Origin of the sequence: Streptomyces decoyicus (assembly GCF_019880305.1) — a bacterium.
In the GTDB taxonomy this organism is placed as follows: Bacteria; Actinomycetota; Actinomycetes; order Streptomycetales; family Streptomycetaceae; genus Streptomyces; species Streptomyces decoyicus.
The window spans coordinates 4,737,307-4,762,173 of record NZ_CP082301.1 but is presented as its reverse complement, the minus strand read 5'-3'; the positions used below and the strand labels follow the sequence as shown (position 1 = coordinate 4,762,173).

General features: G+C 71.1%; 22 protein-coding genes. 5 read left to right on the top strand and 17 right to left on the bottom strand.

Annotation, left to right across the window (positions count from 1 at the left end; genetic code table 11):
• Window positions 1-35: 35 nt before the first annotated feature.
• A complete protein-coding gene (locus tag K7C20_RS20985; RefSeq protein WP_030077171.1) occupies window positions 36-1,145 on the top strand; it encodes a DUF5937 family protein in 1,110 nt (369 codons plus the stop codon).
• 62 nt (window positions 1,146-1,207) lie between these two features.
• Here the strand turns inward: K7C20_RS20985 and K7C20_RS20980 are convergent, their stop codons facing one another.
• Together K7C20_RS20980 and K7C20_RS20975 are read right to left on the bottom strand one after the other, a co-directional pair.
• Window positions 1,208-1,891 carry a response regulator gene (locus K7C20_RS20980; protein WP_030077170.1) on the bottom strand — a complete coding sequence of 228 codons (684 nt, stop codon included), beginning with the start codon at window positions 1,889-1,891 and terminating at the stop codon, window positions 1,208-1,210.
• A gap of 112 nt (window positions 1,892-2,003) precedes the next feature.
• On the bottom strand, window positions 2,004-3,209 hold the full coding sequence (locus K7C20_RS20975; RefSeq protein WP_030077169.1) for a sensor histidine kinase: 1,206 nt from the start codon (window positions 3,207-3,209) through the stop codon (window positions 2,004-2,006).
• Window positions 3,210-3,381: 172 nt separating this feature from the next.
• Between K7C20_RS20975 and K7C20_RS20970 the strand changes: the two genes are divergently transcribed.
• A complete protein-coding gene (locus tag K7C20_RS20970; RefSeq protein WP_048828885.1) occupies window positions 3,382-4,452 on the top strand; it encodes an SAM-dependent methyltransferase in 1,071 nt (356 codons plus the stop codon).
• A gap of 44 nt (window positions 4,453-4,496) precedes the next feature.
• Entirely contained in the window at window positions 4,497-5,639 is a 1,143-nt protein-coding gene (locus K7C20_RS20965; protein ID WP_053209520.1) for an NADH-quinone oxidoreductase subunit D, read from the top strand.
• A gap of 332 nt (window positions 5,640-5,971) precedes the next feature.
• Here K7C20_RS20965 and K7C20_RS20960 read toward each other — a convergent pair whose 3' ends face one another.
• The 4 genes from K7C20_RS20960 to K7C20_RS20945 form a co-directional block, all read right to left on the bottom strand.
• Window positions 5,972-7,270: a hypothetical protein gene (locus K7C20_RS20960; RefSeq protein WP_030077163.1), complete on the bottom strand. Its 1,299-nt coding sequence runs from the start codon at window positions 7,268-7,270 to the stop codon at window positions 5,972-5,974.
• 64 nt (window positions 7,271-7,334) lie between these two features.
• Window positions 7,335-8,303 (bottom strand): ABC transporter substrate-binding protein, encoded by a 969-nt coding sequence (locus tag K7C20_RS20955; RefSeq protein ID WP_030077161.1) that lies wholly within the window; start codon window positions 8,301-8,303, stop codon window positions 7,335-7,337.
• Between the two features lie 197 nt (window positions 8,304-8,500).
• Window positions 8,501-9,217: an ABC transporter permease gene (locus K7C20_RS20950; protein WP_030077159.1), complete on the bottom strand. Its 717-nt coding sequence runs from the start codon at window positions 9,215-9,217 to the stop codon at window positions 8,501-8,503.
• Between the two features lies 1 nt (window position 9,218).
• On the bottom strand, window positions 9,219-9,953 hold the full coding sequence (locus K7C20_RS20945) for an ABC transporter permease (RefSeq protein ID WP_030077157.1): 735 nt from the start codon (window positions 9,951-9,953) through the stop codon (window positions 9,219-9,221).
• Between the two features lie 176 nt (window positions 9,954-10,129).
• Between K7C20_RS20945 and K7C20_RS20940 the strand changes: the two genes are divergently transcribed.
• Entirely contained in the window at window positions 10,130-11,458 is a 1,329-nt protein-coding gene (locus tag K7C20_RS20940) for an ABC transporter ATP-binding protein (RefSeq protein WP_245171375.1), read from the top strand.
• 172 nt (window positions 11,459-11,630) lie between these two features.
• On the opposite strand, the gene K7C20_RS20935 is transcribed toward K7C20_RS20940, so the two are convergent.
• The 6 genes from K7C20_RS20935 to K7C20_RS20910 form a co-directional block, all read right to left on the bottom strand.
• Entirely contained in the window at window positions 11,631-12,128 is a 498-nt protein-coding gene (locus K7C20_RS20935; RefSeq protein ID WP_030077153.1) for a DUF3180 domain-containing protein, read from the bottom strand.
• 123 nt (window positions 12,129-12,251) lie between these two features.
• Window positions 12,252-12,899 carry a 2-amino-4-hydroxy-6-hydroxymethyldihydropteridine diphosphokinase gene (gene folK, locus K7C20_RS20930; RefSeq protein WP_048828882.1) on the bottom strand — a complete coding sequence of 216 codons (648 nt, stop codon included), beginning with the start codon at window positions 12,897-12,899 and terminating at the stop codon, window positions 12,252-12,254.
• Window positions 12,896-13,255 carry a dihydroneopterin aldolase gene (gene folB / locus K7C20_RS20925; protein ID WP_030077148.1) on the bottom strand — a complete coding sequence of 120 codons (360 nt, stop codon included), beginning with the start codon at window positions 13,253-13,255 and terminating at the stop codon, window positions 12,896-12,898. The genes folK and folB overlap by 4 nt, the downstream gene beginning before the upstream one ends.
• A 417-nt stretch (window positions 13,256-13,672) precedes the next feature.
• Window positions 13,673-14,161, bottom strand: a complete 489-nt coding sequence (locus K7C20_RS20920) for a nuclear transport factor 2 family protein (protein ID WP_048828881.1) — start codon at window positions 14,159-14,161, stop codon at window positions 13,673-13,675.
• 5 nt (window positions 14,162-14,166) lie between these two features.
• Window positions 14,167-15,105, bottom strand: coding sequence for a dihydropteroate synthase (folP, locus tag K7C20_RS20915; protein ID WP_245171371.1), 939 nt, complete (start codon window positions 15,103-15,105; stop codon window positions 14,167-14,169).
• Window positions 15,106-15,230: 125 nt separating this feature from the next.
• Entirely contained in the window at window positions 15,231-17,078 is a 1,848-nt protein-coding gene (locus tag K7C20_RS20910; protein WP_053209519.1) for a phosphatidylglycerol lysyltransferase domain-containing protein, read from the bottom strand.
• A 141-nt stretch (window positions 17,079-17,219) separates the two neighbouring features.
• On the opposite strand from K7C20_RS20910, the gene K7C20_RS20905 reads away from it, so the two are divergent.
• Window positions 17,220-18,335 (top strand): alpha/beta hydrolase, encoded by a 1,116-nt coding sequence (locus tag K7C20_RS20905; protein WP_030077140.1) that lies wholly within the window; start codon window positions 17,220-17,222, stop codon window positions 18,333-18,335.
• 90 nt (window positions 18,336-18,425) lie between these two features.
• On the opposite strand, the gene folE is transcribed toward K7C20_RS20905, so the two are convergent.
• The 5 genes from folE to K7C20_RS20880 form a co-directional block, all read right to left on the bottom strand.
• Window positions 18,426-19,031 carry a GTP cyclohydrolase I FolE gene (gene folE, locus K7C20_RS20900; RefSeq protein WP_030077138.1) on the bottom strand — a complete coding sequence of 202 codons (606 nt, stop codon included), beginning with the start codon at window positions 19,029-19,031 and terminating at the stop codon, window positions 18,426-18,428.
• A 117-nt stretch (window positions 19,032-19,148) separates the two neighbouring features.
• Window positions 19,149-21,161 carry an ATP-dependent zinc metalloprotease FtsH gene (gene ftsH, locus K7C20_RS20895; RefSeq protein WP_053209518.1) on the bottom strand — a complete coding sequence of 671 codons (2,013 nt, stop codon included), beginning with the start codon at window positions 21,159-21,161 and terminating at the stop codon, window positions 19,149-19,151.
• 282 nt (window positions 21,162-21,443) lie between these two features.
• Window positions 21,444-21,983 carry a hypoxanthine phosphoribosyltransferase gene (gene hpt, locus K7C20_RS20890; protein ID WP_030077134.1) on the bottom strand — a complete coding sequence of 180 codons (540 nt, stop codon included), beginning with the start codon at window positions 21,981-21,983 and terminating at the stop codon, window positions 21,444-21,446.
• A gap of 86 nt (window positions 21,984-22,069) precedes the next feature.
• Window positions 22,070-23,128: a tRNA lysidine(34) synthetase TilS gene (tilS, locus tag K7C20_RS20885; protein WP_053209517.1), complete on the bottom strand. Its 1,059-nt coding sequence runs from the start codon at window positions 23,126-23,128 to the stop codon at window positions 22,070-22,072.
• 192 nt (window positions 23,129-23,320) lie between these two features.
• Window positions 23,321-24,466: a zinc-dependent metalloprotease gene (locus K7C20_RS20880; RefSeq protein ID WP_053209516.1), complete on the bottom strand. Its 1,146-nt coding sequence runs from the start codon at window positions 24,464-24,466 to the stop codon at window positions 23,321-23,323.
• Window positions 24,467-24,867 lie beyond the last annotated feature (401 nt).

Below are 24,867 nucleotides of genomic sequence, written 5' to 3'. Positions count from 1 at the left end.
TCCGTGCAGGTGGCGGCCTCGCGCATGATGGGCGCATGTCCAACGTCATCGACATCACCGGGCTGCCGCCTGAGCGCATCGTCTTCTGCCCTTCCCCGTTGGCGGAGCTGGGCGCCGCTCTCCATGCGCTGTCCGAACCGGGGCACCACCCCGGGCTGCACGGCTGGGTCACCGCCACCAACGCGGCGCTGAAGCCCGACCTCGCCGACCGGCTGTGCGAGGCGGATTTCCTGTGGCGGTCCTCCCGCTCCGACATCCTGCTGCCGGCCCGCCCCGGGGCGACGCTGGCCGAGGACCTGGACGAGCTGGACAAGATCGACGATGAGCGGTTCGTGGCCGCCGCGTTCGAGATCACCTGCTCGGCGAGCTACACCCGCCCCACCCCGTCGCCCCTTGTCGACGCGGACGAGCGGGCGCGGGTACGGGAGATGGCCGCCGCGCGCGGCCCACGGCAGGCGGCCTTCACCGACCGGATGCTCACCGACCCCGACGGTCTGCGGGTGTGGCTGCGCCGCCTGTTCGAGGACTGCGAGGAGGCGTTCTTCGGGGACATCTGGCGGCGGGTGGGCATCCAGCTGGCGGCCGATGCCCGGCACAAGACCGAGTTGCTGCGCCACAAGGGCCTGGCCGAGACGCTGTCCGCGACGTCGAAGGCGCTGTCCCTGGAGGACGCGCAGGACGGCAGCGGCGGTACCCGCATCCTGGTCGACAAGCTCGCCCGGGGACGTACGACGGCGTTCGCGGACGCCGCGGATCCGGGCGTCACGTTCCTTCCGACGTCGTTCGGCTGGCCGCATGTGCTGTTCAGTCACGCCCCCGGCTGGCGCCCCGTGGTCCAGTACCCGGTCGCCGGCCCGGAGTTGCCGGCGCCGGCCGCGCTGGAACTCGTCCAGCAGCGGTTGGAGGCGCTGGGCCATCCGATGCGGATGCAGTTGTGCCGCACGCTGTCGCGGGGGCCGCATACGACGGGGGAGCTGGCGACCGCGTTCGGCATCACCCCGCCGGAGGTGTCGCGGCATGTCGCGACACTGAAGAAGGCCGGGCTGATACAGACGCGGCGCCGTGGGCGTTATGTGCTGCATCAGCTGGACCTCCAGGTGGTGGCCCGGCTGGGCAGCGACTTCCTCGAGGGCGTGCTGCGTTGACGGCGTGCGACGCCGACGGGCGCAGGCGCGCCCCCGCCCCCAGCAGCCAACCCTCCTCGCCCCTACGCCCCCGCTCCCCCGGCCCGCACCAGCCCCGTTTCATACGCGAGCACCACCGCCTGGACCCGGTCCCGGAGGCTCAACTTGGTGAGGATGCGGCCCACGTGGGTTTTGACGGTGGCTTCCGAGAGCACCAGCCGTGCCGCGATCTCACCGTTCGACAGCCCCTGGGCGACCAGCAGCAGCACCTCCCGCTCGCGGTCCGTCAGCCGTTCCAGTTCGGGCCGGGACGGCTCGGCGGAGGTGGCGGGCAGCATGGGGGTGAAGCGGTCGAGGAGCCGGCGGGTGGTGGACGGGGCGACGACCGCGTCGCCGCTCTCCACCGCGCGGATCGCGGCGAGCAGATCGCTGGGCGGCACGTCCTTGAGCATGAATCCGCTGGCCCCGGCCTTCAGCGCGGAGAAGGCGTATTCGTCCAGGTCGAAGGTGGTCAGGATGAGGACCTTCGGGGCGTCCTTCTTCTGCCCGCCCTCGCAGATCCGGCGGGTGGCCTCCACCCCGTCCAGATGCGGCATCCGTACGTCCATGAGGATCACGTCGACCTGGGTGGCGCGCAGCACCTCCAGGGCCTCCACGCCGTTGCCCGCCTCGGCGACGACCTCCATGTCGGGCTGTGCGGCCAGCACCATCCGGAAACCGGTGCGCAGCAGCACCTGGTCGTCGACGAGCATCACACGGATGGTCATGTGCAGGGGGTCCCTTCGTGCAGGAGTGGGGGCTGAGCGTACGGGGTCGTACGGGGTGAAGTGCGGCGGGCCGCGGGATGCGGCGGTGATCGTCAGGGGCCGGCGGGCGTCGTCACCGCACCGGTTTGAGCGGCAGGACGGCACTGACCCGGAAGCCGCCCCCCGGCCGCGGCCCCGCAGCCAGGGTGCCACCCACCATGCCGACCCTTTCGCGCATCCCGATGAGGCCGTGGCCGAGGCCGTCCGCCCCGCCCTCCTCGTAGAGCTCGCGCTGCGCGCCCCGCCCGTTGTCCTCGACGAGCAGGTCGAGGTCGTCTTCCTTGTAGGAGAGGCGGACGGTCGCGCCGACGTCGGGGCCGCCGTGTTTGCGGGTGTTGGTGAGTGCTTCCTGGACGATGCGGTAGGCGGTGAGTTCGACGCTGCTGGGCAGTTCCCGCGGCTCGCCCTCCACCTGGAAGTCGACGTGCAGTCCCGCGCCGCGTACCTGCTCCATGAGGTCGCTGAGCTGCTCGACGCCCGGCTGGGGGACGTATTCGCCGCTCTCGGGCTGTTCGCCGGTGCGCAGTACACCCAGCAGCCGGCGCATTTCGGCCAGCGCCTGGCGTCCTGTGCCGGAGATCGTCTCCAGGGCCTGCCGGGTCTGCTCGGGGGCGGCGTCGAGGACGTATGCGGCACCGTCGGCCTGGACGACCATCACCGAGACGTTGTGGGCGACGACATCGTGCAGTTCGCGGGCGATACGGGCGCGCTCGGCCGCGACCGCGATCCGGGACTGCGCTTCGCGCTCCTTCTCCAGCCGGGCGGCCCGCTCCTCCAGCTGCGCCCAGTAGGCGCGGCGGGTGCGCATGGAGTCGCCGAGCACCCAGGCCAGTACGAAGGGCACGGTGAGCAGCACGGCGAAGAAGATGCTGTCCCCGACCGACCGCTGGTTGAACGCGCTTCTGAAGCGCACGGCGGAGAGGGCGGGGCCGACGAGGGCGCCGGCGAGGGCACAGCGGGAGGCCCAGCGGGGCACGGTGGGTGCGGACGCGACGGTGTAGGCGATCACGAACATCGCGAAGTCGGCGGGCATGGTCTCGATGCCGGCGAGCAGTTGGCCGACGCCGATGGCCGCCGTCAGCAGCAGCATTTTCACGGGAGCCTTGCGGCGCAGCGCGACGACGAGGCACAGGCCGATTGTGAAGATCGCGGCGGCGATCTGCTCGCTGCCGTGGACGTCGATCCCGACCCACAGGCCACTGAACCCGAGCAGGGGGAGGGCCCAGAAGGTGTCCACTCCCGTCGGGTGCCTGCGGAGGAAGTCATAGAGGCGCTGCACGTAACCCAGCGTAGGCACCGCGGATACGTGTACGAGTCGACCGGAGGAGCGATCCTGTGCGCCGGGTCTACTCCCCAAGGTGGAGACTCCATGCGCCAAATGTGTCGGTCCTCGGGACGACCGGCGCACCACCCCGTCCGCCGGGCCGGCGCCCGCCCGTACCGTGGGGCAGGTGACGAACGAGTGGTGCGGGTGGCGTGAGGCCACGGAGCGGGCGCTGTACGGTCCGGACGACGGCTTCTACACCCGCCCCGGCGGCCCCGGCCCGGCCGGTCACTTCCGCACCTCCGTGCATGTCTCCGGTCTTTACGCCGGCGCCGTCGCCACTCTTCTGCGCCGTGTCGACGCCGCTCTCGGTCATCCGGACGAGCTGGCGCTGGTCGATGTGGGTGCGGGGCGCGGCGAGCTGCTGACCGGTGTGCTGGCCGTGCTGCCCGGTGAGGTGGCCGCGCGGCTGCGTCCGTGTGCGGTCGAGCGCGCCGCGCGCCCCGGGGGCCTCGATCCGCGGATCGACTGGCGGGGCGAGCTGCCCGCGCCGGGCTCGGTGACCGGCCTGCTGTTCGCGAATGAATGGCTCGACAATGTGCCGGTGGATGTCGTCGAGACGGATGCGGACGGGGTGCCGCGCCGGGTGCTCGTACGCGCCGACGGCACGGAGCGGCTGGGCGGGCCGGTGGACGGCGCGGACGCGGAGTGGCTCCGCCGGTGGTGGGCTCCGCCGCCGGGCCCTGACGCCACCGGTGGCACCACCGCCTCCGATGCCCTGTCCCCGGAGCTGCGCGGCTCTCCCGGGCTGCGCGCCGAGATCGGCCGCCCCCGGGACGAGGCCTGGGCGCAGGCCGTCCGTACGTTGCGCGCCGGGCTCGCCGTCGCCGCCGACTATGCGCACGAACGGGGTGACCGACCGCCCTTCGGCACGCTCACCGGCTTCCGCGACGGCCGCGAGGTGTCTCCTGTCCCGGACGGGAGCTGTGACATCACGGCGCATGTGGCGCTGGACGCCTGTGCCGGGCCGTCGGCGGAGCGGCTGACCCAGCGCGAGGCGCTGCATGCCCTGGGGGTGGACGGCCGGCGTCCGCCGCTCGCCCTGGCCGCCACCGACCCGTCGGGGTACGTGCGGGCGCTCGGCTCGGCCGGGTCGGCGGCGGAGCTGACCGATCCGGCGGGCCTGGGCGGGTTCGGCTGGCTCCTGGAGCCGGTGGGCGGGGCATGTGCGGGGCTGCTCACGGCAGGGGGCGCCTGAGGGCCAGGGCGGCTCCCGGGACGGCGTGCTGCAAGACTGTTCCCATGACGGAGACGACGGTCGGCATCGGCGGCGCGGCGGAGAGCACCGACATGGTGCTGAACATCGGCCCGCAGCATCCCTCCACGCACGGCGTGCTGCGGCTGCGCCTCGTCCTGGACGGCGAGCGCATCCAGCACGCCGAGCCGGTGATCGGCTATATGCACCGCGGTGCCGAGAAGCTCTTCGAGGCGCGCGACTACCGCCAGATCATCATGCTCGCCAACCGGCACGACTGGCTGTCGGCGTTCTCCAACGAGCTGGGCGTGGTGCTGGCCGTCGAGCGGATGCTGGGCATGGAGGTGCCCGAGCGTGCCGTGTGGCTGCGGACGCTGCTCGCCGAGCTGAACCGGGTGCTGAACCATCTGATGTTCCTCGGCTCGTATCCGCTGGAGCTCGGCGGTATTACCCCCGTCTTCCACGCCTTCCGGGAGCGGGAGGAGCTCCAGTCCGTCATGGAGGAGATCTCCGGCGGCCGGATGCACTACATGTTCAACCGTGTCGGCGGCCTCAAGGAGGATCTGCCGGCGGGCTGGCTCGGCCGGGCCCGGCACGCCGTCGCCGATGTGCGCTCCCGGATGGATGTCTTCGACAACCTGGTGCTGGGCAACGAGATCTTCCGCGGCCGTACGCGTGGGGTCGGGGTGCTCGCGCCGGAGACGGTGCATGCCTTCGGGGTCTCCGGGCCGATCGCCCGGGCCTCCGGTGTCGACTTCGATCTGCGGCGCGACGAGCCGTATCTGGCGTACGGGGAGCTCCAGTCGACGCTCAAGGTCGTCACCCGCGAGGAGGGCGACTGCCTGGCCCGCTTCGAGTGCCTGCTGGAGCAGAGCCACAATGCGCTCGAGCTCGCCGATGCCTGCCTGGACCGGATCGAGGAGCTGCCGCCGGGGCCGGTCAACCAGCGGCTGCCCAAGGTGCTGAAGGCGCCCGAGGGCGCGACGTACGCCTGGACCGAGAACCCCCTCGGCATCAACGGCTACTACCTCGTCTCCAAGGGCGACAAGACCCCTTACCGCCTCAAGCTGCGCTCGGCGTCGTTCAACAACATCCAGGCGCTGGTGGAGCTGCTGCCGGGCACGCTGGTCGCCGACATGGTCGCCATTCTCGGCTCGTTCTTCTTCGTCGTCGGAGACATCGACAAGTAGGACAAGTCGGCATTGACAAGAGGAGGGGCGGGCGGCATCCCGTTCGCCCCGGAGCGCCGCCGGGTCCAGGACACGGCGGCGTCGCTCTCCGCTTCCCCTCCGATTCCTCTCCGGCTTTCTCCCCCGCAGGTCATCCACACCCTGTGGACGAAAAGGGGCTCCTGGTCTCCGCCGGATGGAGGGACTCCTGCGCACTCACCCCGCCCAGCCCGAAGGCGTTCAGCCCGAAAGCGTTCCGCCGGAAAACGTCCTGCCGGAAAACGTTCCGCCGGAAAGCCGCCTGGCCCCGGAGCTGAGGAACGCTCGGGGGCCAGGCGGCTGTCGGACCAGGGTCAGGAGATGGCGCTGCGCAGGGCGCCGAGGTCGAACTGTTCGGTCTCGTCGTGCTCGGTCAGGTCGATGACCTCGCCGGTGCCGGCGGTCGTTTCGCCCTCGGTCTGCTCACCGCCCGGCCGGTCGTCACCCGCCCGCGCGCCCTCGGTCGGCTCGCTGTCGGCCAACTCGCCGCCGGTCCGCCCACCGTCGGCCGCGGCGCGCTCCGTGGGCAGCTGCGGACGGGCGTCCCCGAGGGCCGTACGGGCCGTGCGGGCCGACTGTTCGGCGAGGGCCTCGTCGCCGACGACGTCCGCCAGATCGTCCTCCAACGGCGCGGTCAGCTCCGGGGGGCCGGAGGCGGTCGCATTGCCGAAGAAGTCGAAGCCGCCCTGGGCGCGGGACGCGGCGGGGCGGGGCGGGGCGAAGGCGGCGGCGGTTGCCGGGACCGGGCGGAGCGCGGGTCCGGCGGCGGCGGCCGTACGGGCATGTGCGTCGCCCGTGCGCTGTGCGGCGGCCGCCGACGGGTTCCCCCGGCCGTTCTCACCGTCCTGGCCGCCACGGGCCTCGCGGCGGGCGGGCGGTCCGGACCGGGCCGTCCCTTCGGGGCGGGAGTCGTCCCGCGGCGTGCGTGCGGCCTTCTGGGCGGTGCGCTGCCGGGCGGCGTTGCGGGCCAGCTGGCGCAGGGCCCGGTCGGCCTGGGCGTAGGTCGCGGCGGCCGGAGTGGGGGTCTCCCCTGCGTTCGGGGGGACCGCCTGCCCGTGGGGATGGAGCCGAGAGCTCGGGTGGGGAGCCGAGAGTTTGGGGGAGAGGTGGAGAGCCCGGGTCAGCCCGGCGCCGACCGGCAGCGCCTTGGGCGGCGCGGCGGCCTCGATGGCGAGCAGCCGGCGGCCCTCCAGGGCGCTGGCCCGCTCGGTCTCGGCGGTGGCGTAACGGCGCAGCAGCGCGGCGTGTTCGCTGCGCAGCCGGGCCAATTCGGCGCGCTTGGAGCGGAGTTTGGCGTCCAGGGCGGCGCGGAGCTCGCGGGATTCCTCCACATCCGTTTCGAGCTCGGCTATCCGCTCCTCGGTGCGCCACTCGTCGCGCACCCGGGCCCGGTCGAGTTCGGCGACCCGCCGGCCGGCCGCACGGTCCCAGGTCCGCAGAAGGACGGCGCCGGTGAGGGCGGCGGCCGCCGCGCCCGCGGCGAGCAGCCGTTGCACCAGATCGTCGCCGGCAAACCACGCGCCCGCGGCGCAGGCTATTGACGCACCGGCGACCGTCACGGGAGGAAGCAGCCGGTGGAGGGGTGGTGAATGGCGGTGGCGTCCTCGTGGCATGGCCAGAAACTTACCGTGCGTGCGGGACTTATGGGGCCCCGCACACCAATCCGTTTCCCGCTGGTTACTTCTTGACCAGGCCCTTGGACTCCACATACGCCTGCGCGACATCCGCGGGCTTGAGTCGCTCGGCATCGACCTTGCGGTTCAAGTTGATGAGGTCCTCGGTCGTCAGCGTCCGTGTGAGCTTCCCGAGGGCGGTCTCGATCTCCTTGTCACCAGCACTCTTGGCATTCACCACCGGCAGCACATTGTCGGCGTTCTGAAGCTTCTTGTCGTCCTTGAGGAGCACCAGCCCGAAGTGGTCGAGCGTGGCGTCCGTGGTGGTGGTGAGCACCAATTGGTCGGTGCCGTCCTTGACCGCCTGCTTGGCCTGCGGGGTCCCGACGCCCTTGGGGTCCAGAGCCGTGATGTCGATGCCGTACGTCTTCTCCAGACCCGGCTTGCAGAACACCCGGGTCTCGCACTCCTCGCCCGAAGCGAGTTTGATCTTCTGGTTCGATGCGCCGAGGTCGGAGAGGGTCTTCAGGCTGTGCTCGGCGGCGAATTCCTTGCTGACCGCGAAGGCGTTCTGGTCCGTCGCGGCCCCCGCCGCCAGCACCTCGAGTCCGCGCGGCGCGGCGAGCTTCTTCAGGGCCGTCACCGTCTTGTCGATGTCACTGGAGGCGACGGGCTTCGCCTTGCTGCCGTTCTTCTTCGCGTTGAGGAATTCCGCGAGGGTGGAGGCGTATTCCGGAACGACATCGATCTGGCCCTTCTCCAGGGCCGGTTCATACAGCTCGCGATTGGCCAGGGTCTGTACCCGCGTGCGGTAACCGGCATCGGTCAGGACCCTGGAATAGATCTCGGCGAGCACCTTCGACTCGGTGAAACCGGCCGAGCCGATCACGATCTCGTCCTTGCCGCCGCCCTTGCCGTTGCCGCCGCCCTTCTCCTCCAGGCTCTTGCCACCGCACGCGGCCAGCCCGGCCGCCAGGGTGATGACGGTGCCCGCGACCACCGCGGTGCGCGCCACACGCGACTTGCTGCTCATGGATGCCACCATTCAGTCCGTTCGGATCAGGTCAGTTCAGGTCGAGTCGGTCACCCGGGCCACGCCGGGCGAGGTCGAGTCGGTCACCCGGGCCGGGCCGGGTCAGTTCGGTCGGGCTGACCGGCGAGGGCGATCGGTCAGGGCAACCGGTCAGTCAGGACGACCGGTCAGTCAGCGACCGGTCAGTCAGCGACCGGTCAGGAAGACGCGGGCCGAGTCGAGTGAGGTCGGCCCGTCCGCGCCGCTCGCCGCCGCCCCCGCATCGGGTCGAGGAGCCGCTCCGCCAGGACCAGGACACCCTCCACGGTCAGGGCGAGCACGGCGACCAGCAGCGCGCCCGCCACCACTTGGGCCGTGTCGTAGTTGCCGAAGCCCGCGGTGATGATCCGGCCCAGGCCCCCGCCGCCGGCCAGTGCGGCCAGCGTCGCCGTCGCCACCACCTGCACCGTGGCCGAGCGCAGTCCCGTCATGATCAGCGGGTAGGCGAGCGGTATCTCGACCCGCAGCAGGAGTTGCGGCCCCGACATGCCCATCCCGCGCGCGGCCTCGACCACATCACGGTCCGCCTCCCGCATCCCCAGATAGGCGTTGGTCAGCAGCGGCGGCACCGCGAACAGCACCAGTGCGATGACCGTCGGCCAGTCGCCGTGCCGCCCCAGCGGGCTGAGCGTCAGCAGCACCAGCACCGCGAACGTCGGTACCGCACGCCCCATGTTGGAGAGGTTGACCGCCAGCGCCCCGCCCTTGCCGAGGTGCCCCAGCCAGAGCGCCACCGGCAGGGCTATCAGAGTGGAGAGGGCCAGGCACAGCGCGCTGAGCCAGAGATGCTCGGCCAGGCGGTGCCACACCCCCTTCTCCCCGGCCCAGTTGGCGGCCGTCGTCAGCCACTGCCAGGAACCGGCGATTGCCCCCATCTCAGGCCACCGCCTTCGCCACACGGGCCACGCGCCGCGCCCGGCCCTTCGCCCGCTTCTGCGCCCTCGTCCACGGCGTCAGCAGCCACTGGAGGCCCATGAGCAGCAGATCGGCGAGCAGCGCCAGCAGCACGCACAGCACCGAGGCCGTCAGCACCTCCGCTTTGAAGAAGCCCTCCATGCCGCTGGCTATGAGGTTCCCCAGGCCGCCGTAGCCGACGACGGAGCCGATGGTCGTCATTGCCACCGTCGAGACCGTGGCGATACGCACCCCGGCCACCAACGCGGGCAGCGCGAGCGGGAGTTCCACCTCGTACAGCAGGCGCGCCGGGCCGTACCCCATCCCCCGGGCGGCCTCCCGCACCTCGGCGGGCACCGCCGCCAGACCGGCGAGGATGTTGCGCACCAGGATCGTCAGCGAATACAGCACCAGGCCCGTCACGACCACTGACGCCGAGACCCCGAAGACCGGCGTCAGCAGGGCGAACATCGCCAGCGAGGGGACCGTGTAGAGCACCGTCGTCAGCCCGAGGACCGGGCCGGCCGCGCCCCGCCACCGCCGGGCCACCAGCGCCAGCGGAAAGGCGATCAGCAGGCCGATCGCCACGGACACGGCCGTGATGCCGATGTGCTGGACCGTCGCGTCCACCAACTCCTGGCTGCGGGTGCGCAGATACTCACCGCAGATCCAGTCGTTCGTCTCCAGACAGCTCGGCCCGCCGGCGCCGCCGCTCATGGCCCGTCACCTCCCCCGCCCCGTTCGCTCACCCTTCCGGTGACCGTCTGCGACCCTAAACCCCGCCACTGACAATCGGACCGGTCCGGCAGCTCACGGGCCACATCGCCATCCACGTGCAACACGGCGTTCACGACCGCCCGTCCACAATGGGCCCGTCCACACCTGGGGGAAGAATGATCCGCTTCGAGCACGTCACCAAGAGCTACCCCGACGGCACCACCGCCGTGGACGACCTCACCTTCGAGGTCGCCGAGGGTGAACTCGTCACGCTCGTCGGGCCGTCGGGCTGCGGCAAGACCACGACGATGAAGATGGTCAACCGGCTCATCGAGCCCACCAGCGGCCGTATCCTCCTCGACGGCGAGGACATATCCGCCCTCGACCCCGTCCAGCTGCGGCGCCGAATCGGTTACGTCATCCAGCAGGTGGGGCTGTTCCCCCACAAGACCGTCCTGGACAACACCGCCACCGTCCCGCACCTGCTCGGCCGGCCGCGGACGAAGGCCAGGGCGCGCGCCGCCGAACTCCTCGACCTGGTCGGCCTGGACCCGTCGACGTACGGCGACCGCTACCCCGACCAGCTCTCCGGCGGGCAGCGCCAGCGCGTCGGGGTGGCCCGCGCGCTCGCCGCCGACCCGCCCGTGCTGCTGATGGACGAGCCGTTCGGCGCGGTCGACCCGGTGGTGCGCGAGCACCTCCAGAACGAGTTCCTGCGGCTTCAGTCCACGCTCCGCAAGACGGTCCTCTTCGTCACCCACGACATCGAGGAGGCGGTCCGGCTCGGCGACCGCATCGCCGTCTACGGGGCGGGGCGCATCGAGCAGTTCGACACCCCCGCGACCGTGCTGGGCGCCCCCGCGACCCCGTACACCGCCGCATTCGTCGGTGCGGACCGGGGCCTGAAGCGGCTCTCCGTCACCCCCGTCGAGCCCGGCGACCTCGAACAGCCCCCGGTCGTCCGCCTCGACGACCCCGCGGCCCGTGCCGCGGACAGGCTCGCCGCCGACGGCGCCTCCTGGGCGGTCGTCCTCGATGCCGACGGATCGCTGCACGGCTGGGTCCCGTCCGCGGCGCTCACGGGCGCCGCGGAGATCTCGGGGAAAGCCCCCGGCCCGGTCGGCACGAAGCGCGCCCCCGAAGGCTCCACCGTCCGCACGCACGCCCGCCGGATGGACGCCCGGCTGCCGCTCGGCGCCCCGCTCAGGCAGGCACTCAGCACGATGCTCCAGCACGACGCAGGCTGGGTCGCGGTCCAGGACGGAGAGCGCTACCTGGGCGTCCTCACCCCCGCCCGGCTGCACAGCGCGCTGCGCCGCTCCACCACGGCGGACGCCGCGAACGTCCCGCGCGGCGAGGTCTCACTCGATACGGTCCCCGGCCCCGGCCCCGGCGGTACGGTCCCTGGCCTCGGAGACAGGGACCCGGGCCCCGGCCGTACGGCCCCAGGCGCCGACGCCACGGCCTCGGGCGCCGATGTCACGGCCCCACGCGCCGACGCCTGAACGGGCGTCGCGCCGACGCCTGAACGGGCGTCGCGCCGACGCCTGAACGGGCGCCGATGCCTGAACGGGCCACCGCGGGCACGGCGCGCCCCACTACGGCGCCACGACCTGCCCTGCGCGCCCCACTACGGCGCCACAGCCCGCCCGGCCCGCTCCGGCCCCGGCCCAGGCCTCACGCCCTCGCGTCGACCCCGCCGTCGCCGTTGCCGTTGCCGTCGTCCTCCGGCAGTTTGCACACCCGCTCCAGGAAGATCGCCGCGGCGACCACCGCCGCCCCGGCGAGCACCGACAGACCGGCGTAGATCGCCTGGTCCCGGCGCGGTACGGCATCGAGGCCGGTGGTCAGCAGAAAGACGCCGACACCGCCGTACAGCCCCGACACCAGCGAGGCCACCAGCGCGCTCGCCTGCCCGAAGACCACCGCGCGGGCGGCCACCAGCGGATCGACGCCCTTGGCGCCCGGCCGGCGCTCGCGCTGCGCCCGCAGCCGCGCCCGGAGCGAGAACGCGGTGGCGGCGACGACCGCGGCGATCAGCGCCAGCACGATCGGTGCGGCCACCGGCACGCTGGGGAGGGTGCCGAAGGAGTCCCACAGCCGGGCGCCTCCCCAGGCCAGCACCCCGGCGGCCAGAAACAGCCCGACCAGCACCTTGATGTGTAGCTGCTTCACCGAGCGATCGCCCCTCGCGCCGTCATGACCATCTCTGCCGTGCCGACCATCCTTGCCGTTATGGCCGCCTTGTCCGTCCCCTACGGATGCATCCCGCGGGGAACCGACCCGCAACCCTAACGACTACTCCGGCAGCCGCAGTTCCAGGTCCGAGCGCGGCACCACACCGTCGCGGCCCACCGCCGACAGCAGCGCGGCCACCGCACCCTGCCCCGGAACCTCTGCCTCCGGCTCGATGTCGTGCCACGGCACCAGCACGAACGCCCGCTCGTGGGCCCTCGGGTGGGGCAGCGTCAGCCGCGGGTCGTCGGAGATCACGTCCTGGTACGCCACGATGTCGACATCGATCGTGCGCGGGCCCCATCGCTCGTCGCGGACCCGCTCGAACGCCTCCTCGATCGCCTGCCCGCGCTCCAGGAGGGAGGCCGGCGGCAGCGTCGTCTTGATCAGCACCACGGCGTTGAAGTACGCCGGCTGGGAGCCGGGCGCCACGCCCCACGGCTCGGTCTCGTAGACCGGGGAGACCGCCTTGACCCGCAGGCCAGGGGTGTCTTCCAGGGCGTCGACGGCGCCCTGGAGCGTCTCCAGGCGGTTGCCGAGATTGCTGCCGAGCGAGATCACGGCACGTTTGGGGTTGGAGAGCGTCACATCCGCGGCATCCACCTGCTCCACGACGGAGGCGGGCACCGGCTGTACGGTCGGGTCACCGGGCTGGGGGCGCCGCACGGCGGCTCCATCAGTGGTGGTCGTCGGCTGACGGGCGGTATTCATACTCGGCTCCGAGTGATGGTGATGGTCACGTCGTCGAAGGGGACGGTGATGGGCGCATCGGGCTTGTGCACCACCACCTCCACCTCCTGCACGCCCTCGTGCTTGAGGCACTGGCCGGCGATGCGCTCCGCCAGGGTCTCGATGAGGTCGACGGGCTCGCCCTGGACGACGGCCACCACCTCCTCGGCCACAACGCCGTAGTGCACGGTCTTCGCGAGATCGTCGGATGCCGCTGCCGGGCGGGTGTCCAGGCCGAGCACCAGGTCGACGATGAAGGTCTGGCCTTCCTCGCGCTCCCGGGGAAACACCCCGTGGTGGCCTCGGGCCTTCAGCCCACGCAGCGCGACACGATCCACGCGAATCACTCCCACTGGTCCACGGCACCTCTGGCGCCACTGTTCGTCGGATTCCGGGCAGCCGCCGGAGCGATCCGGCAACACTGCCCCGCCGTCGAATCTACCTTCGAGGAACGACAGTCCTCGCCTACGGGGGCTATGGACAAGACCCCGTCCGGCTGCTAAAAGCGGCCCATCCGGGCAGCATCCGGCAAACCGGGAGATCGTCCGCGCGGCCTCTTACCCCCCTGCTCACGCCCCACCCCTACCCGTGCCGCACTTGGCTCGAACGGGTGCGCCCTAGCCCAGATGGCTGACCCCCGCCGCTGACGACGGCAGGCCGTCGCCCCCGGCGCAAGGGCGGGCGGCCATGGCAAGGCTCACACCCCGCCCGCACCCGGATCACGCCCGCCGGGGCGCGCCGCCCCGGGAAAGGGCTCAGAGCACGTCCTCGCCGCCGCCCTCGCCGGCTCCCCCGGCTTCGTCGGCGTCGTCGTCCTCGTCGTCGTCCCGGTCGGCCAGCACCGGCGACCCGTGATGCGACCACACCCGCCAGCCGTCGTCCGTACGCCGGAAGACATTGGTCGCCACGACCAGCTGGCCGATCAGCGGCCCCACCGAGCCGTCGTCCTCGGCGGGCCCCCCGCTGAGGATGTTCTCGGTGCAGGTCACCAGCGCCGTGTCACCGATGACGTCGATCTCGACGTCCGTGAGGAAGAACTGGATGTACTCGGTGTTCGCCATGATCAGGGCGTACGAGCGGAGCACCTCGCCGCGCCCCCGCAGCACCGGCCACCCGGGGTGGACCACACTCACCTGACCGTCCAGCCACAGCTCGGACAGCGCCTCGTGATCGCCGCGCTCGATGGTCTCGTACAGGGTGGTGTTCGCCTGCTCGACCAGCTCGATGTCCGTCTGTGGGCCCAAGCCGCTCACACCGTTCCCGTCGTCTTCGCCGTCGTGCCGCCGACCTCACCGGTACCTGCCGCACCGGCCGTACCGCCGCTGCCGTCCGCTGCCGCGTCCTCCACGGCACGGGCCACCCGTACCGCGTCCGCGCTCGCCCTGACCTCGTGCACCCGCACCGCCCAGGCCCCCTCTCGCGCCACGATCGCCGACACCGCCGCCGTCGCGGCGTCCCGCTCCCGGGCCGGCGGTGGGGCGGCTCCCTCGTCGCCCGCCAGCACCCTGCCCAGGAACCGTTTCCTCGAAGCGGCCACCAGCAACGGACGGCCCAGCGCCCGCAGCTGCGCCAGCCGGGCGACCAGCGCGAGATCGTGCCCGGCGTTCTTGGCGAAGCCCAGGCCGGGGTCGATGACGATCCGGTCCGGATCGATCCCGCCGGCCACCGCGCGCTCCATGCTCCGCCCGAGCTCGTCGACGACCTCGGCGACCACGTCCCCGTAGACGGCGCGGTTGTTCATGTCGATGGACTGGCCACGCCAGTGCATCACCACGAACGGGACGTGGTGCGCGGCCACCACGGGCACCATCGACGGGTCGGCGGCGCCCCCGCTGACGTCGTTGACCAGGCGCGCCCCGGCCTCCACGGCCTGCTCGGCGACCGTTGCGCGCATGGTGTCGACGGAGACCACGACACCGGCCGCGGCGAGCTCGCGTACGACGGGGACGACCCGGCGCAGCTCCTCGGCCTCGTCCACCCGCGCCGCGCCCGGCCGGGTCGACTCGCCGCCCACGTCCACCATGTCGGCGCCCTGTGCCACCAGGTCGAGACCGTGTTTGACGGCGAGTTCGGTGTCGAACCAGTCACCGCCGTCGGAGAACGAATCGGGCGTCACATTGACGACGCCCATCACCGCGCAGCGTTCCCAGTCCGGGAGTCCGGCCACCTGGCCACGCAAGGTACTCATGGCACCAGCCTAGGCCGTGTGCCGACCGGCCGGATTGCGGCCGTCGGCTGCGGGACCGGCCGGGCGTCGGCGCGTTCCCGGACACCGCGGAACGGTCCCGTCCACAGGCCCGGCCCCGGCGCCGGTCAGGCCGCCCGCCCGACCGCGCCCGCCGCCCCGGCCGGCTCGGGCGTGTGCACGCACGGCCGCGGCTCGGCGGGCTTCCGGCGCCGCAGGACGCGCGGCAGGCTCAGCTCCAGATAGCCCTCGGCCTGCAGCGCCGCCAGGCCGATACGGGGGATGTCACGGCTGTTGCGGAAGACCACGAAGCGGGGCTCCCAGCGGGGCCGGAACTTGTCGTTGAACTTGTACAGCGACTCGATCTGGTACCAGCGGGACAGGAAGATCAGCATCCCGCGCCAGAGCCGGATGACCGGCCCCGCGCCGAGCTTCTCGCCGCGCTCCAGAGAGGAGCGGAAGACCGCGAAGTTCAGCGACATCTGCTTGATCCCGAGGTCCGGGGCGGCCTGGAGCGCGGCGACGATCAGCAGTTCGTTCATGCCGGGGTCGGCGCTGCGGTCACGCCGCATCAGCTCCAGGGAGATGCCGCTGTCGCCCCACGGCACGAAGTGCTGCATCGCCTTCAGGTCCCCGTACGGGCCGGGCTCCTCGCCCTCGCCTACCGCCAGATGGGCGGTGGCGATCACCGCGTCGCCGTCGGCCACCGCGTCGATCCGGCCCAGCGCCATGGAGAAGCCGCGCTCGGTGTCGGTGTCCCGCCAGGCGTCCGCGGCCTTCTGGAGCTGCGCCAGCTCGGCCGGCGCCAGGTCGCGCACCCGCCGCACCCGGGTCTCGTAGCCGTTGCGCTCGATGCGCTTGACCATCTGCCGTACGTTGCGCATCGACCGGCCGGAGAGGGTGAAGTCGGCCACGTCCACGATCGCCTCGTCGCCGAGCTCCAGCGCGTCCATACCGGTCTCCCGGGTCCACACCTGGCCGCCGGTCTCGCTGCACCCGGTGACCGCCGGGGTCCAGGAGTGCGCCTTGGCCTCCGCCATGAAGCGCTCGATGGCGCCCGGCCAGGCCTCCACATCGCCTATCGGGTCGCCGCTGGCGAGCATCACACCGGAGATCACCCGGTAGCAGACCGCGGCCTTGCCGGTCGGGGAGAAGACCGCGCCCTTGTCGCGGCGCAGCGCGAAGTAGCCCAGCGAGTCCCGGGCGCCGTGCCGGGCGAGCAGCTCACGCAGCTGCTGCTCGTCGTCGTCGGTCAGCCGGGCCGCCGGGTGCTCGGGGCGGAAGGCGAGATACGCGGTGGTGGCGACCGTCAGCAGACCGAGCGCACCGAGGGAGTAGCCGACGGTGTAGTCCACGTCGTGGGTGTAGCCGACGGGGCCCTCGAAGCCGAACATGCCCCACAGGACGTGCCGGGCACGGTCCCAGACGGAGGGCGAGCCGACGATCTTGTGGGGGTGGGAGCTGACGACGATCATGCCGATGGCGAAGCTCGCACCGCCGAGGACGACGAGGTTGGCCACCGCCTTCCACCGGCTGCGCGGGTCGGGCAGGGCGGCGAACTCCTTCCGGTGCCACACCAGGAAGGCCAGGAGCGCCAGCGAGAGCACCGCGCCGAACACGGAGTGGCGGTAGACCAGCTGGGCGGCGATCCCCACGGGGAGCAGCGCCACGGCCGCGCCCCACGCCCGCCGCTTGCGCCGCTTGAGCCCGTGGGCCAACAGGAGCAGCAGGATGCCCACGACGATGGAGGCGGCGGCGGCCAACGGGCTCACCGCGCCCGGCAGCACCTCGGCCAGGGCGTGCACCCGGCTGTGCCGGAACCGCGGGAAGACCCCGGCGGCCAGGTTGAGCAGGCCGACGACCACGCCGGCCGTGCCGACGACCCGCGGCACCGCTTCGGGCCGCGGGCCGCGGAGCCAGCGTGGTGTTCGCCACGCAACCTTCTCCGACTTTTCGCCATCTAGCCTGTCAGACATCACTTTCCCGTCGCCCCGGTCGAGAGAACGTGCGAGCCTTGTCGCAGCATCTGGACTTTATGCGCCCTGTATGACGGCGTTTCAGGGCTAAGGGTTCCACTAGCGGTACGGATGGCCCGGCCGCCCGGAAGAAAGCACCACATGGGTCTCACCAGCAAGAAAGTGCTGCTTCTTGCCGTCATTGTCGCGGTGGCACTGTTCGTCCTCACCGTTTGGCTCTGGCCCCGCCTGTCCAAGGGGAACTGGCGCGCCGTTCTCGGCCGTATCGGACTCCTGGTGGCGACCCAGCTTTCCCTCTTCGCCGTGATCGGCCTGTTCGCCAACAACTCTTTCGGCTTCTACGCCTCCTGGGCCGACCTCTTGGGCCAGGAGCAGGAGCCCGGCGTGGTCACCAACTACCAGACCGGGCCGAACGGCACCAAGCTCCAGATGCTGGGCACGCAGCGGGTCAGCGTCCAGAACGGGTCCCGCCCGGCGGCCGGCGGCCGGATCGACAAGGTGGTGATCCGCGGCGAGCACTCCCAGATCGCCAGCCCCGCCTTTGTCTATCTGCCGCCGCAGTACTTCCAGAAGAAATACGCGCACAAGAAATTCCCGGCGGCTCTGGTGCTCACCGGCTACCCCGGCACCGCCGAGGCGCTCTACAAAAAGCTGCATTTCCCGCAGACCCAGCACGAACTGCTCAAGCAGCACAAGATGCAGCCGACCGTCCTGGTGATGATGCGCCCTACGGTCGCGCCGCCCCGTGACACCGAGTGCATGGACATACCGAACGGCCCGCAGACCGAGACCTTCTTCACCAAGGACCTGCGCGCGGATATCGCCGGGCACTACCGAATAGGGCGTGAGGCCAAGAGCTGGGGTGTCATGGGTGACTCCACCGGCGGTTACTGCGCACTGAAGATGGCCATGCGCCACCCCGATGCGTACTCCACCGCCGTCGCCCTCTCCGGCGCCTACAAAGCCCCCCTCGACGCCACCACCGGTGACCTCTTCGGCGGCAACCCGCAGCTGAAGCGCGAGAACAATCTGCTGTGGCGTCAGCGTCACCTGCCCGCCCCCGAGGTGAACCTGCTGGTCACCAGCAGCAAGCAGGGCGAGGGGAATTACCACGAGACGCTGCGGTTCATCCAGCAGACGAAGACGCCGAGCCGGATCTCGTCGATCATCCTCGACAGCGGCGGCCACAACTTCAACACCTGGCGCCGGGAGATCCCCGCAGCCCTGGAGTGGATGGGCAACCACCTCAAGGCCTGACGGACCGCTGCCCGTCCCGTATCGCCCCCACCGACGGCCGGGCCCCTCAGCAGCTGCTGAGGGGCCCGGCCGTCGGGCGGTCCGCGCGTCTCAGCGGGCGAGTATCAGGCTCATCGCCTCGGCGCGCGTGGCGGCGTCGCGCAGCTGGCCGCGCACGGCCGACGTCGTCGTCTTGGCACCCGGCTTGCGCACCCCGCGCATGGTCATGCACATGTGCTCGCACTCGATGACGACGATCACGCCGCGCGGCTCCAGGATCTCCATCAGCGAGTCCGCGATCTGCGTGGTCAGCCGCTCCTGCACCTGCGGACGCCGGGCGTACACATCGACCAGCCGGGCCAGCTTGGACAGGCCGGTGATCTTGCCGTCGGCGGACGGGATGTAGCCGACGTGAGCCACACCCACGAAGGGCACGAGGTGGTGCTCGCAGCTGGAGACCAGCTCGATGTCCTTGACCAGCACCATTTCGTCGTGGCCGAGGTCGAAGGTGGTGGTGAGCACGTCTTCCGGCTTCTGCCACAGTCCGGCGAAGATCTCCTTGTACGCCCGTGCCACCCGCCCCGGCGTCTCCAGCAGGCCCTCGCGCTCCGGGTCCTCGCCCACCGCGATGAGCAGCTCGCGGACAGCGTTCTCGGCGCGCTTCTCGTCGAATGTACCGATCTTGCCGTCGACGTCCAGCGTCACAGGGTCCGTCATGTGGTGCCTCGTTCCTTCTGCGCCCGCTCGAAATCGCGGTGGAATCGCGGAATGCCGCGCCCCCCAGGTTAAACCTGGGGGGCGCGGCATCTATTCCGGGGCCCGGGGGCCTCGGGATCAGCTCTCGGGACGCTTGTCCTCGGGGGCTTCCGCCTTCTCCGTGGAGACGGTGGCGGTCGTGGTCACCGAGCCGTTGGCCGGGGCCAGCTCCCTCGGCGACAGCACCGGCGGGCGGCTGGAGGGCGTACGGCGCGAGGAGCCGGTCCACGCCGGGCGGGCCGGGCGCTTGACCACGTGCTTGAAGAGCTCGGCGATCTCCTCCTTGTTGAGGGTCTCCTTCTCCAGCAGCGTCAGCACCAGGTTGTCCAGCACATCGCGGTTCTCGACCAGGATCTCCCACGCCTCGTTGTGCGCGGTCTCGATGAGCCTCTTGACTTCCTCATCGACCAGCGCGGCGACCTCTTCCGAGTAGTCGCGCTGGTGACCCATCTCACGGCCCAGGAAGGGCTCGGAGTTGTCGGTGCCGAACTTGATCGCGCCGAGCCGCTCGGTCATGCCGTACTGCGTGACCATCGCGCGGGCCGTGGCGGTCGCCTTCTCGATGTCGTTCGCGGCGCCGGTGGTCGGGTCGTGGAAGACCAGCTCCTCCGCCGCACGCCCGCCCAGCATGTACGCCAGCTGGTCGAGCATCTCGTTGCGGGTGGTGGAGTACTTGTCCTCGTCGGGCAGGACCATGGTGTAGCCCAGGGCCCGGCCGCGGGACAAGATCGTGATCTTGTGGACCGGGTCGGAGTTCGGTGAGGCCGCCGCGACCAGGGCGTGTCCGCCCTCGTGGTACGCGGTGATCTTCTTCTCCTTCTCGGACATGATCCGGGTCCGCTTCTGCGGTCCGGCCACGACGCGGTCGATCGCCTCGTCCAGGAAGTGGTTGTTGATCAGCTTCTCGTCGCTCCGGGCCGTCAGCAGCGCGGCCTCGTTCAGGACGTTCGACAGATCGGCACCGGTGAAGCCGGGGGTGCGCTTGGCGACGGCCGAGAGGTCGACGTCCTGCGCGACCGGCTTGCCCTTCTGGTGGACCTTGAGGATTTCGAGACGGCCCTGGAGGTCCGGACGGTCGACGGCGATCTGCCGGTCGAAACGGCCGGGGCGCAGCAGCGCCGGGTCGAGGATGTCCGGACGGTTCGTGGCGGCGATCAGGATCACGCCGCCCTTCACGTCGAAGCCGTCCATCTCGACCAGGAGCTGGTTGAGGGTCTGCTCGCGCTCGTCGTGGCCACCGCCCAGGCCCGCACCGCGGTGCCGGCCGACGGCGTCGATCTCGTCGACGAAGACGATCGCCGGGGCGTTCGCCTTGGCCTGCTCGAAGAGGTCACGGACACGGGACGCACCGACACCGACGAACATCTCGACGAAGTCGGAGCCGGAGATCGAGTAGAACGGGACGCCCGCCTCGCCGGCGACGGCACGCGCCAGCAGCGTCTTGCCCGTTCCGGGCGGGCCGTACAGCAGCACGCCCTTGGGGATCTTGGCGCCGACGGCCTGGAACTTCGCCGGCTCCTGGAGGAACTCCTTGATCTCGTGGAGTTCCTCGACGGCCTCGTCCGACCCCGCGACGTCGGTGAACGTCGTCTTGGGGGTGTCCTTCGTGATCAGCTTCGCCTTCGACTTCCCGAAGTTCATCACCCGGGAGCCGCCGCCCTGCATCTGGTTCATCAGGAAGAGGAAGACAACCACGATGAGGACGAAGGGAAGCAGCGAGAGCAGCACGTTGACGAACGGGTTCTGCTTCGACGGGGAGACGGTGTACCCGTCCTTGATCTCGCCGGTCTGGTACTTGGCCTGCAGGTTCTTGGCCACGTCGACGCCTTGGTCGCCGATGTAGCTCGCCTGGAGCTTGTTGGAGCCCTCAATCTTGTTGGAGCCCGACAGCTCGATCTTGATCTTGTTCTCGTCACCGGTCGTCAGCTCGGCGGATTTCACCTTGTTGTCAGCGATCGCCTTGACGACCTGACCGGTGTCCACCGTCTTGTAGCCGCCGGACGAGCCGACGACCTGCATCAACACGACCACGGCGAGGACGGCCAGCACGATCCACATGACCGGCCCACGGAAGTATCGCTTCACGTCCATCCATACGGAGCCGCTGAGGCCCCGTCCCTCCTGCCACAGTGAGGCACAACGCCCTTGGGAGGGCTGGTCGTGCGTACGGTGTATTACTGGCCCGAAAAAGAACTGCCTTCGGACGGTACCCCAGCATTGTCACCCGGCGCCTGCGCCGACGGTGAACATGCGGCCGAGGATTCCGTCCTCCCTGCTCCAACGGTGGAAGGCCCCGAAGGGTTCCCGCCGGCCCGCAGCGGCAGGTCCGAGCCACGTCCGGCCGCGTCGGCCGGACGGGCACGGGGAGCGCCCTCAGCCGCCGTATACGTGCGGCGCGAGGGTACCGACGAACGGCAGATTGCGGTACTTCTCCGCGAAGTCGAGGCCGTACCCCACCACGAACTCGTTGGGGATGTCGAAGCCGATCCACTTCACGTCGATGGCGACCTTGGCCGCGTCCGGCTTGCGCAGCAGGGTGCAGACCTCCAGCGAGGCCGGCTCCCGCGAGCCGAGGTTCGACAGCAGCCACGACAGCGTCAGGCCGGAGTCGATGATGTCCTCGACGATCAGGACGTGCTTGCCCTTGATGTCGGTGTCGAGGTCCTTGAGGATGCGGACCACGCCGGAGGACTGGGTGCCCGCGCCGTACGACGACACGGCCATCCAGTCCATCGTGACGGGGGTGGACAGCGCGCGCGCCAGGTCCGCCATGACCATCACGGCGCCCTTGAGGACACCGACGATGAGCAGGTCCTTGCCCGCGTACTCCGCGTCGATCTTCGCGGCCAGCTCTGCCAGCTTCGCGTCGATCTCTTCCTTGCTGATGAGTACCGACTGAAGGTCGGAACCCATGTCCTTGTCGTCCACCCGTGCCACTCTCGCTCTGTTCGGTGTTCGCGTCAGTCGTGAGACTTCGGATGCGGGGCAGCGTCTGCGGCTCAGCCCTGCCGAATCACCAGTCTGCCACCCTGCCGTCGCACACCCACTCGCCCGGGGAGGTTGATGGCCCCCTGCCCCCTCCAGGCCGTGATGAGCCGGTCCACTTCCTCGATGTGGCGGGCGAAGAGCGAACCGGCCGGTGAGCCGGCGCCGATGACGGCCCGGCGCAGCACCCGGCGGCGCACCGCGGGGGGCAGGGCGAACAGGGCGGCGATGTCGAGGGTGCCGGTGTCGTCGAGGACCGTGCCCTCCGCGTCGGCGGCCCAGGCGTCCAGGGCGTCGGCGTCGTCACGGGAGAGCTGGGCGGTACGGGCGAGCGCCTCGACGACGCCCTTGCCGAGCGCCTTCTCCAGTGCGGGCAGCCCCTCGTGGCGGAGCCGTGAGCGGGTGTAGGCGGGGTCGGTGTTGTGCGGGTCGTCCCAGACGGGCAGCGACTGGATCAGGCAGGCCTTGCGGGCGGTCTGACGGTCCACGTCGAGGAAGGGCCGGCGGTAGCGGCCGTCCCTGCCGCTCGTTGCGGCCATCCCGGAGAGCGAGCGGGTCCCGGAGCCGCGGGCGAGACCGAGCAGCACCGTTTCCGCTTGGTCGTCGCGGGTGTGGCCGAGGAGGACCGCGGTGGCACCGTGGCGCTCCGCGATGTCGTCCAGGGCGGCGTAACGGGCGTCGCGGGCGGCGGCTTCCGGCCCGCCCGCCCCTCGCCCGCCACCACCCCGGTAGGAGGCGCCGTGCGCCACCCTGTTCGGTTCGTTCACATCGACGGCGACGACCTCGACGGGGTCCAGCCGCAGGCCCCGCAGCCGAAGGGCGACCTCGGCGGCGCGGAGGTCCGAGCCCTCCTGGAGGCCGTGGTCGATGGTGACGCCCCCGGCGCGGACCCCCAGTTTGGGGGCCTCGAAGGCGAGAGCGGAGGCGAGCGCCATCGAATCGGCGCCGCCGGAGCAGGCGACGAGCACGAGCGGGGGCTCGTGCCGGTCCTGCGCGCAGTGATGGGTGAGGACGTCGTGGAGTACGCGGCGGACCGCCAGGCGTATCGCGGCGACCGCTGGATGGGGACCCATGTCCGTTTCCAATCGTTCAGCTGGGGAGCCTCAGGCCGGTGAGGGCTTTTTCGTCACACAGAGTGCCTAGATGGTGACAGAGGCGAGCGGTTCCCCGAGCATTGCACGCCTATCCATCCGTAACGGTCCCTCAGACGGGTGATTGAAGGGGCGCTCTACTGCCACCCGGCGTGCCCAGCTCACGCCGTTCGCTTACGGTGCCCCGTCCGCCTTGCGGTGCACCCGTGCGATCCAGTCCGCCGGTTTGGCGATCTCTTGTTTGGTCGGGAGGGTGTTCGGGGACGTCCAGACGCGGTTGAAGCCGTTCATGCCGACCTCGTCGACGACCGCGCTGACGAACCGCTCGCCGTCGCGGTACTGCCGCAGCTTGGCGTCGAGGCCGAGCAGCTTGCGCAGCGCCTGGTCGAGCCGGCCCGCGCCGCTGGCCCGCCGCTTCTGGAACTTCTCGCGGATCTCGGCGACCGACGGCACGACATCGGGTCCGACACCGTCCATCACGTAGTCGGCATGCCCCTCCAGCAGGGACATCACCGCGGTGAGCCGGCCGAGGATCTCGCGCTGCGCGGGGGTCTGGACGAGATCGACGAGGGAGCGGCTGCCGTCCTCGCCCTCCTCGCCGTCGGGCTTGGCTCCGGCCAGCGACTGGGCGGCCTCGCGCAGCCGCTCCAGGAGGGTGCCCGGGTCGATGTCCGTCTCGCCGAGGAAGGCCTGGATCTCGCCCTCGATGTGGTCCCGCAGCCACGGGACGGCGGTGAACTGGGTGCGGTGGGTCTCCTCGTGGAGGCACACCCACAGCCGGAAGTCGTGCGGTTCCACCTCCAGCTCGCGCTCCACGTGCACGATGTTCGGCGCGACGAGCAGCAGCCGCCCGCCCTGAGCCGCGGCCGGCAGGTCGCGGGAGGCCGGTGCGAACGTCTCGTACTGGCCCAGGACGCGCGAGGACAGGAACGACAGCAGCATGCCCAGCTCCACGCCGGTGACCTTGCCGCCCACCGCGCCGAGCACCGCGCCGCCGGGGGCCGCCGAGCGGCGGTCCTCCATCTTGGCCAGCAGCGGCTTGAGCACGGCCCGGAACCCGGCGACGTTCGCCTTGATCCAGCCGGGCCGGTCCACGACGAGGACCGGCGTGTCATGCGGCTCCTCGCCCATCGCGTCGGGCTGTGCCATCCGCGTGAAGGCGCGGACATGGGCCTCGGAGGACTTGGCGTGCTTGCGCAGCTCGGCGACGATCGCGCGCGCCTCGTCCCGGCTCACCTCTGGCCCCGGCCGCACGAACCGGGTCGCGGTCGCGACCGCGAGATTCCAGTCGACCATCTCGGTCCCACCGATGCTCGTCATGAGTTCACCGTACGTGGGCGCTCCGCTGTGGGGTAGCGGACCACGGTTTTGGCTCTGCCCACGTTTTCGGCTTTCCCGCCGTGGTGGTTGTTCGCCGTTTGTCGCCCGCTGCGCGGGGCGCTCGCCGTTGCGCCTGCGGCGGGCCGGTCCGCTGCGCTTAGCTCGCGTCCACGTTTTCGGCTTTCCCGCCGTGGTGGTTGTTCGCCGTTGCGCCTGCGGCGGGCGGGTCCGCTGCGCGGGGCTGTGGGGGCGGTGACGGACCTCCGGGGCCTGGTGTGTGGACTGCTTCGCCTTACGTCCACACACCAGGCCCCTCCGGCCCGTCACCTCCCGTGGGTGGGTGGGGAAAGGCTTCGTGGGGGCGGGCGTGGGAGGTGTCCATGGGTGGGCCGGGTGTCCGG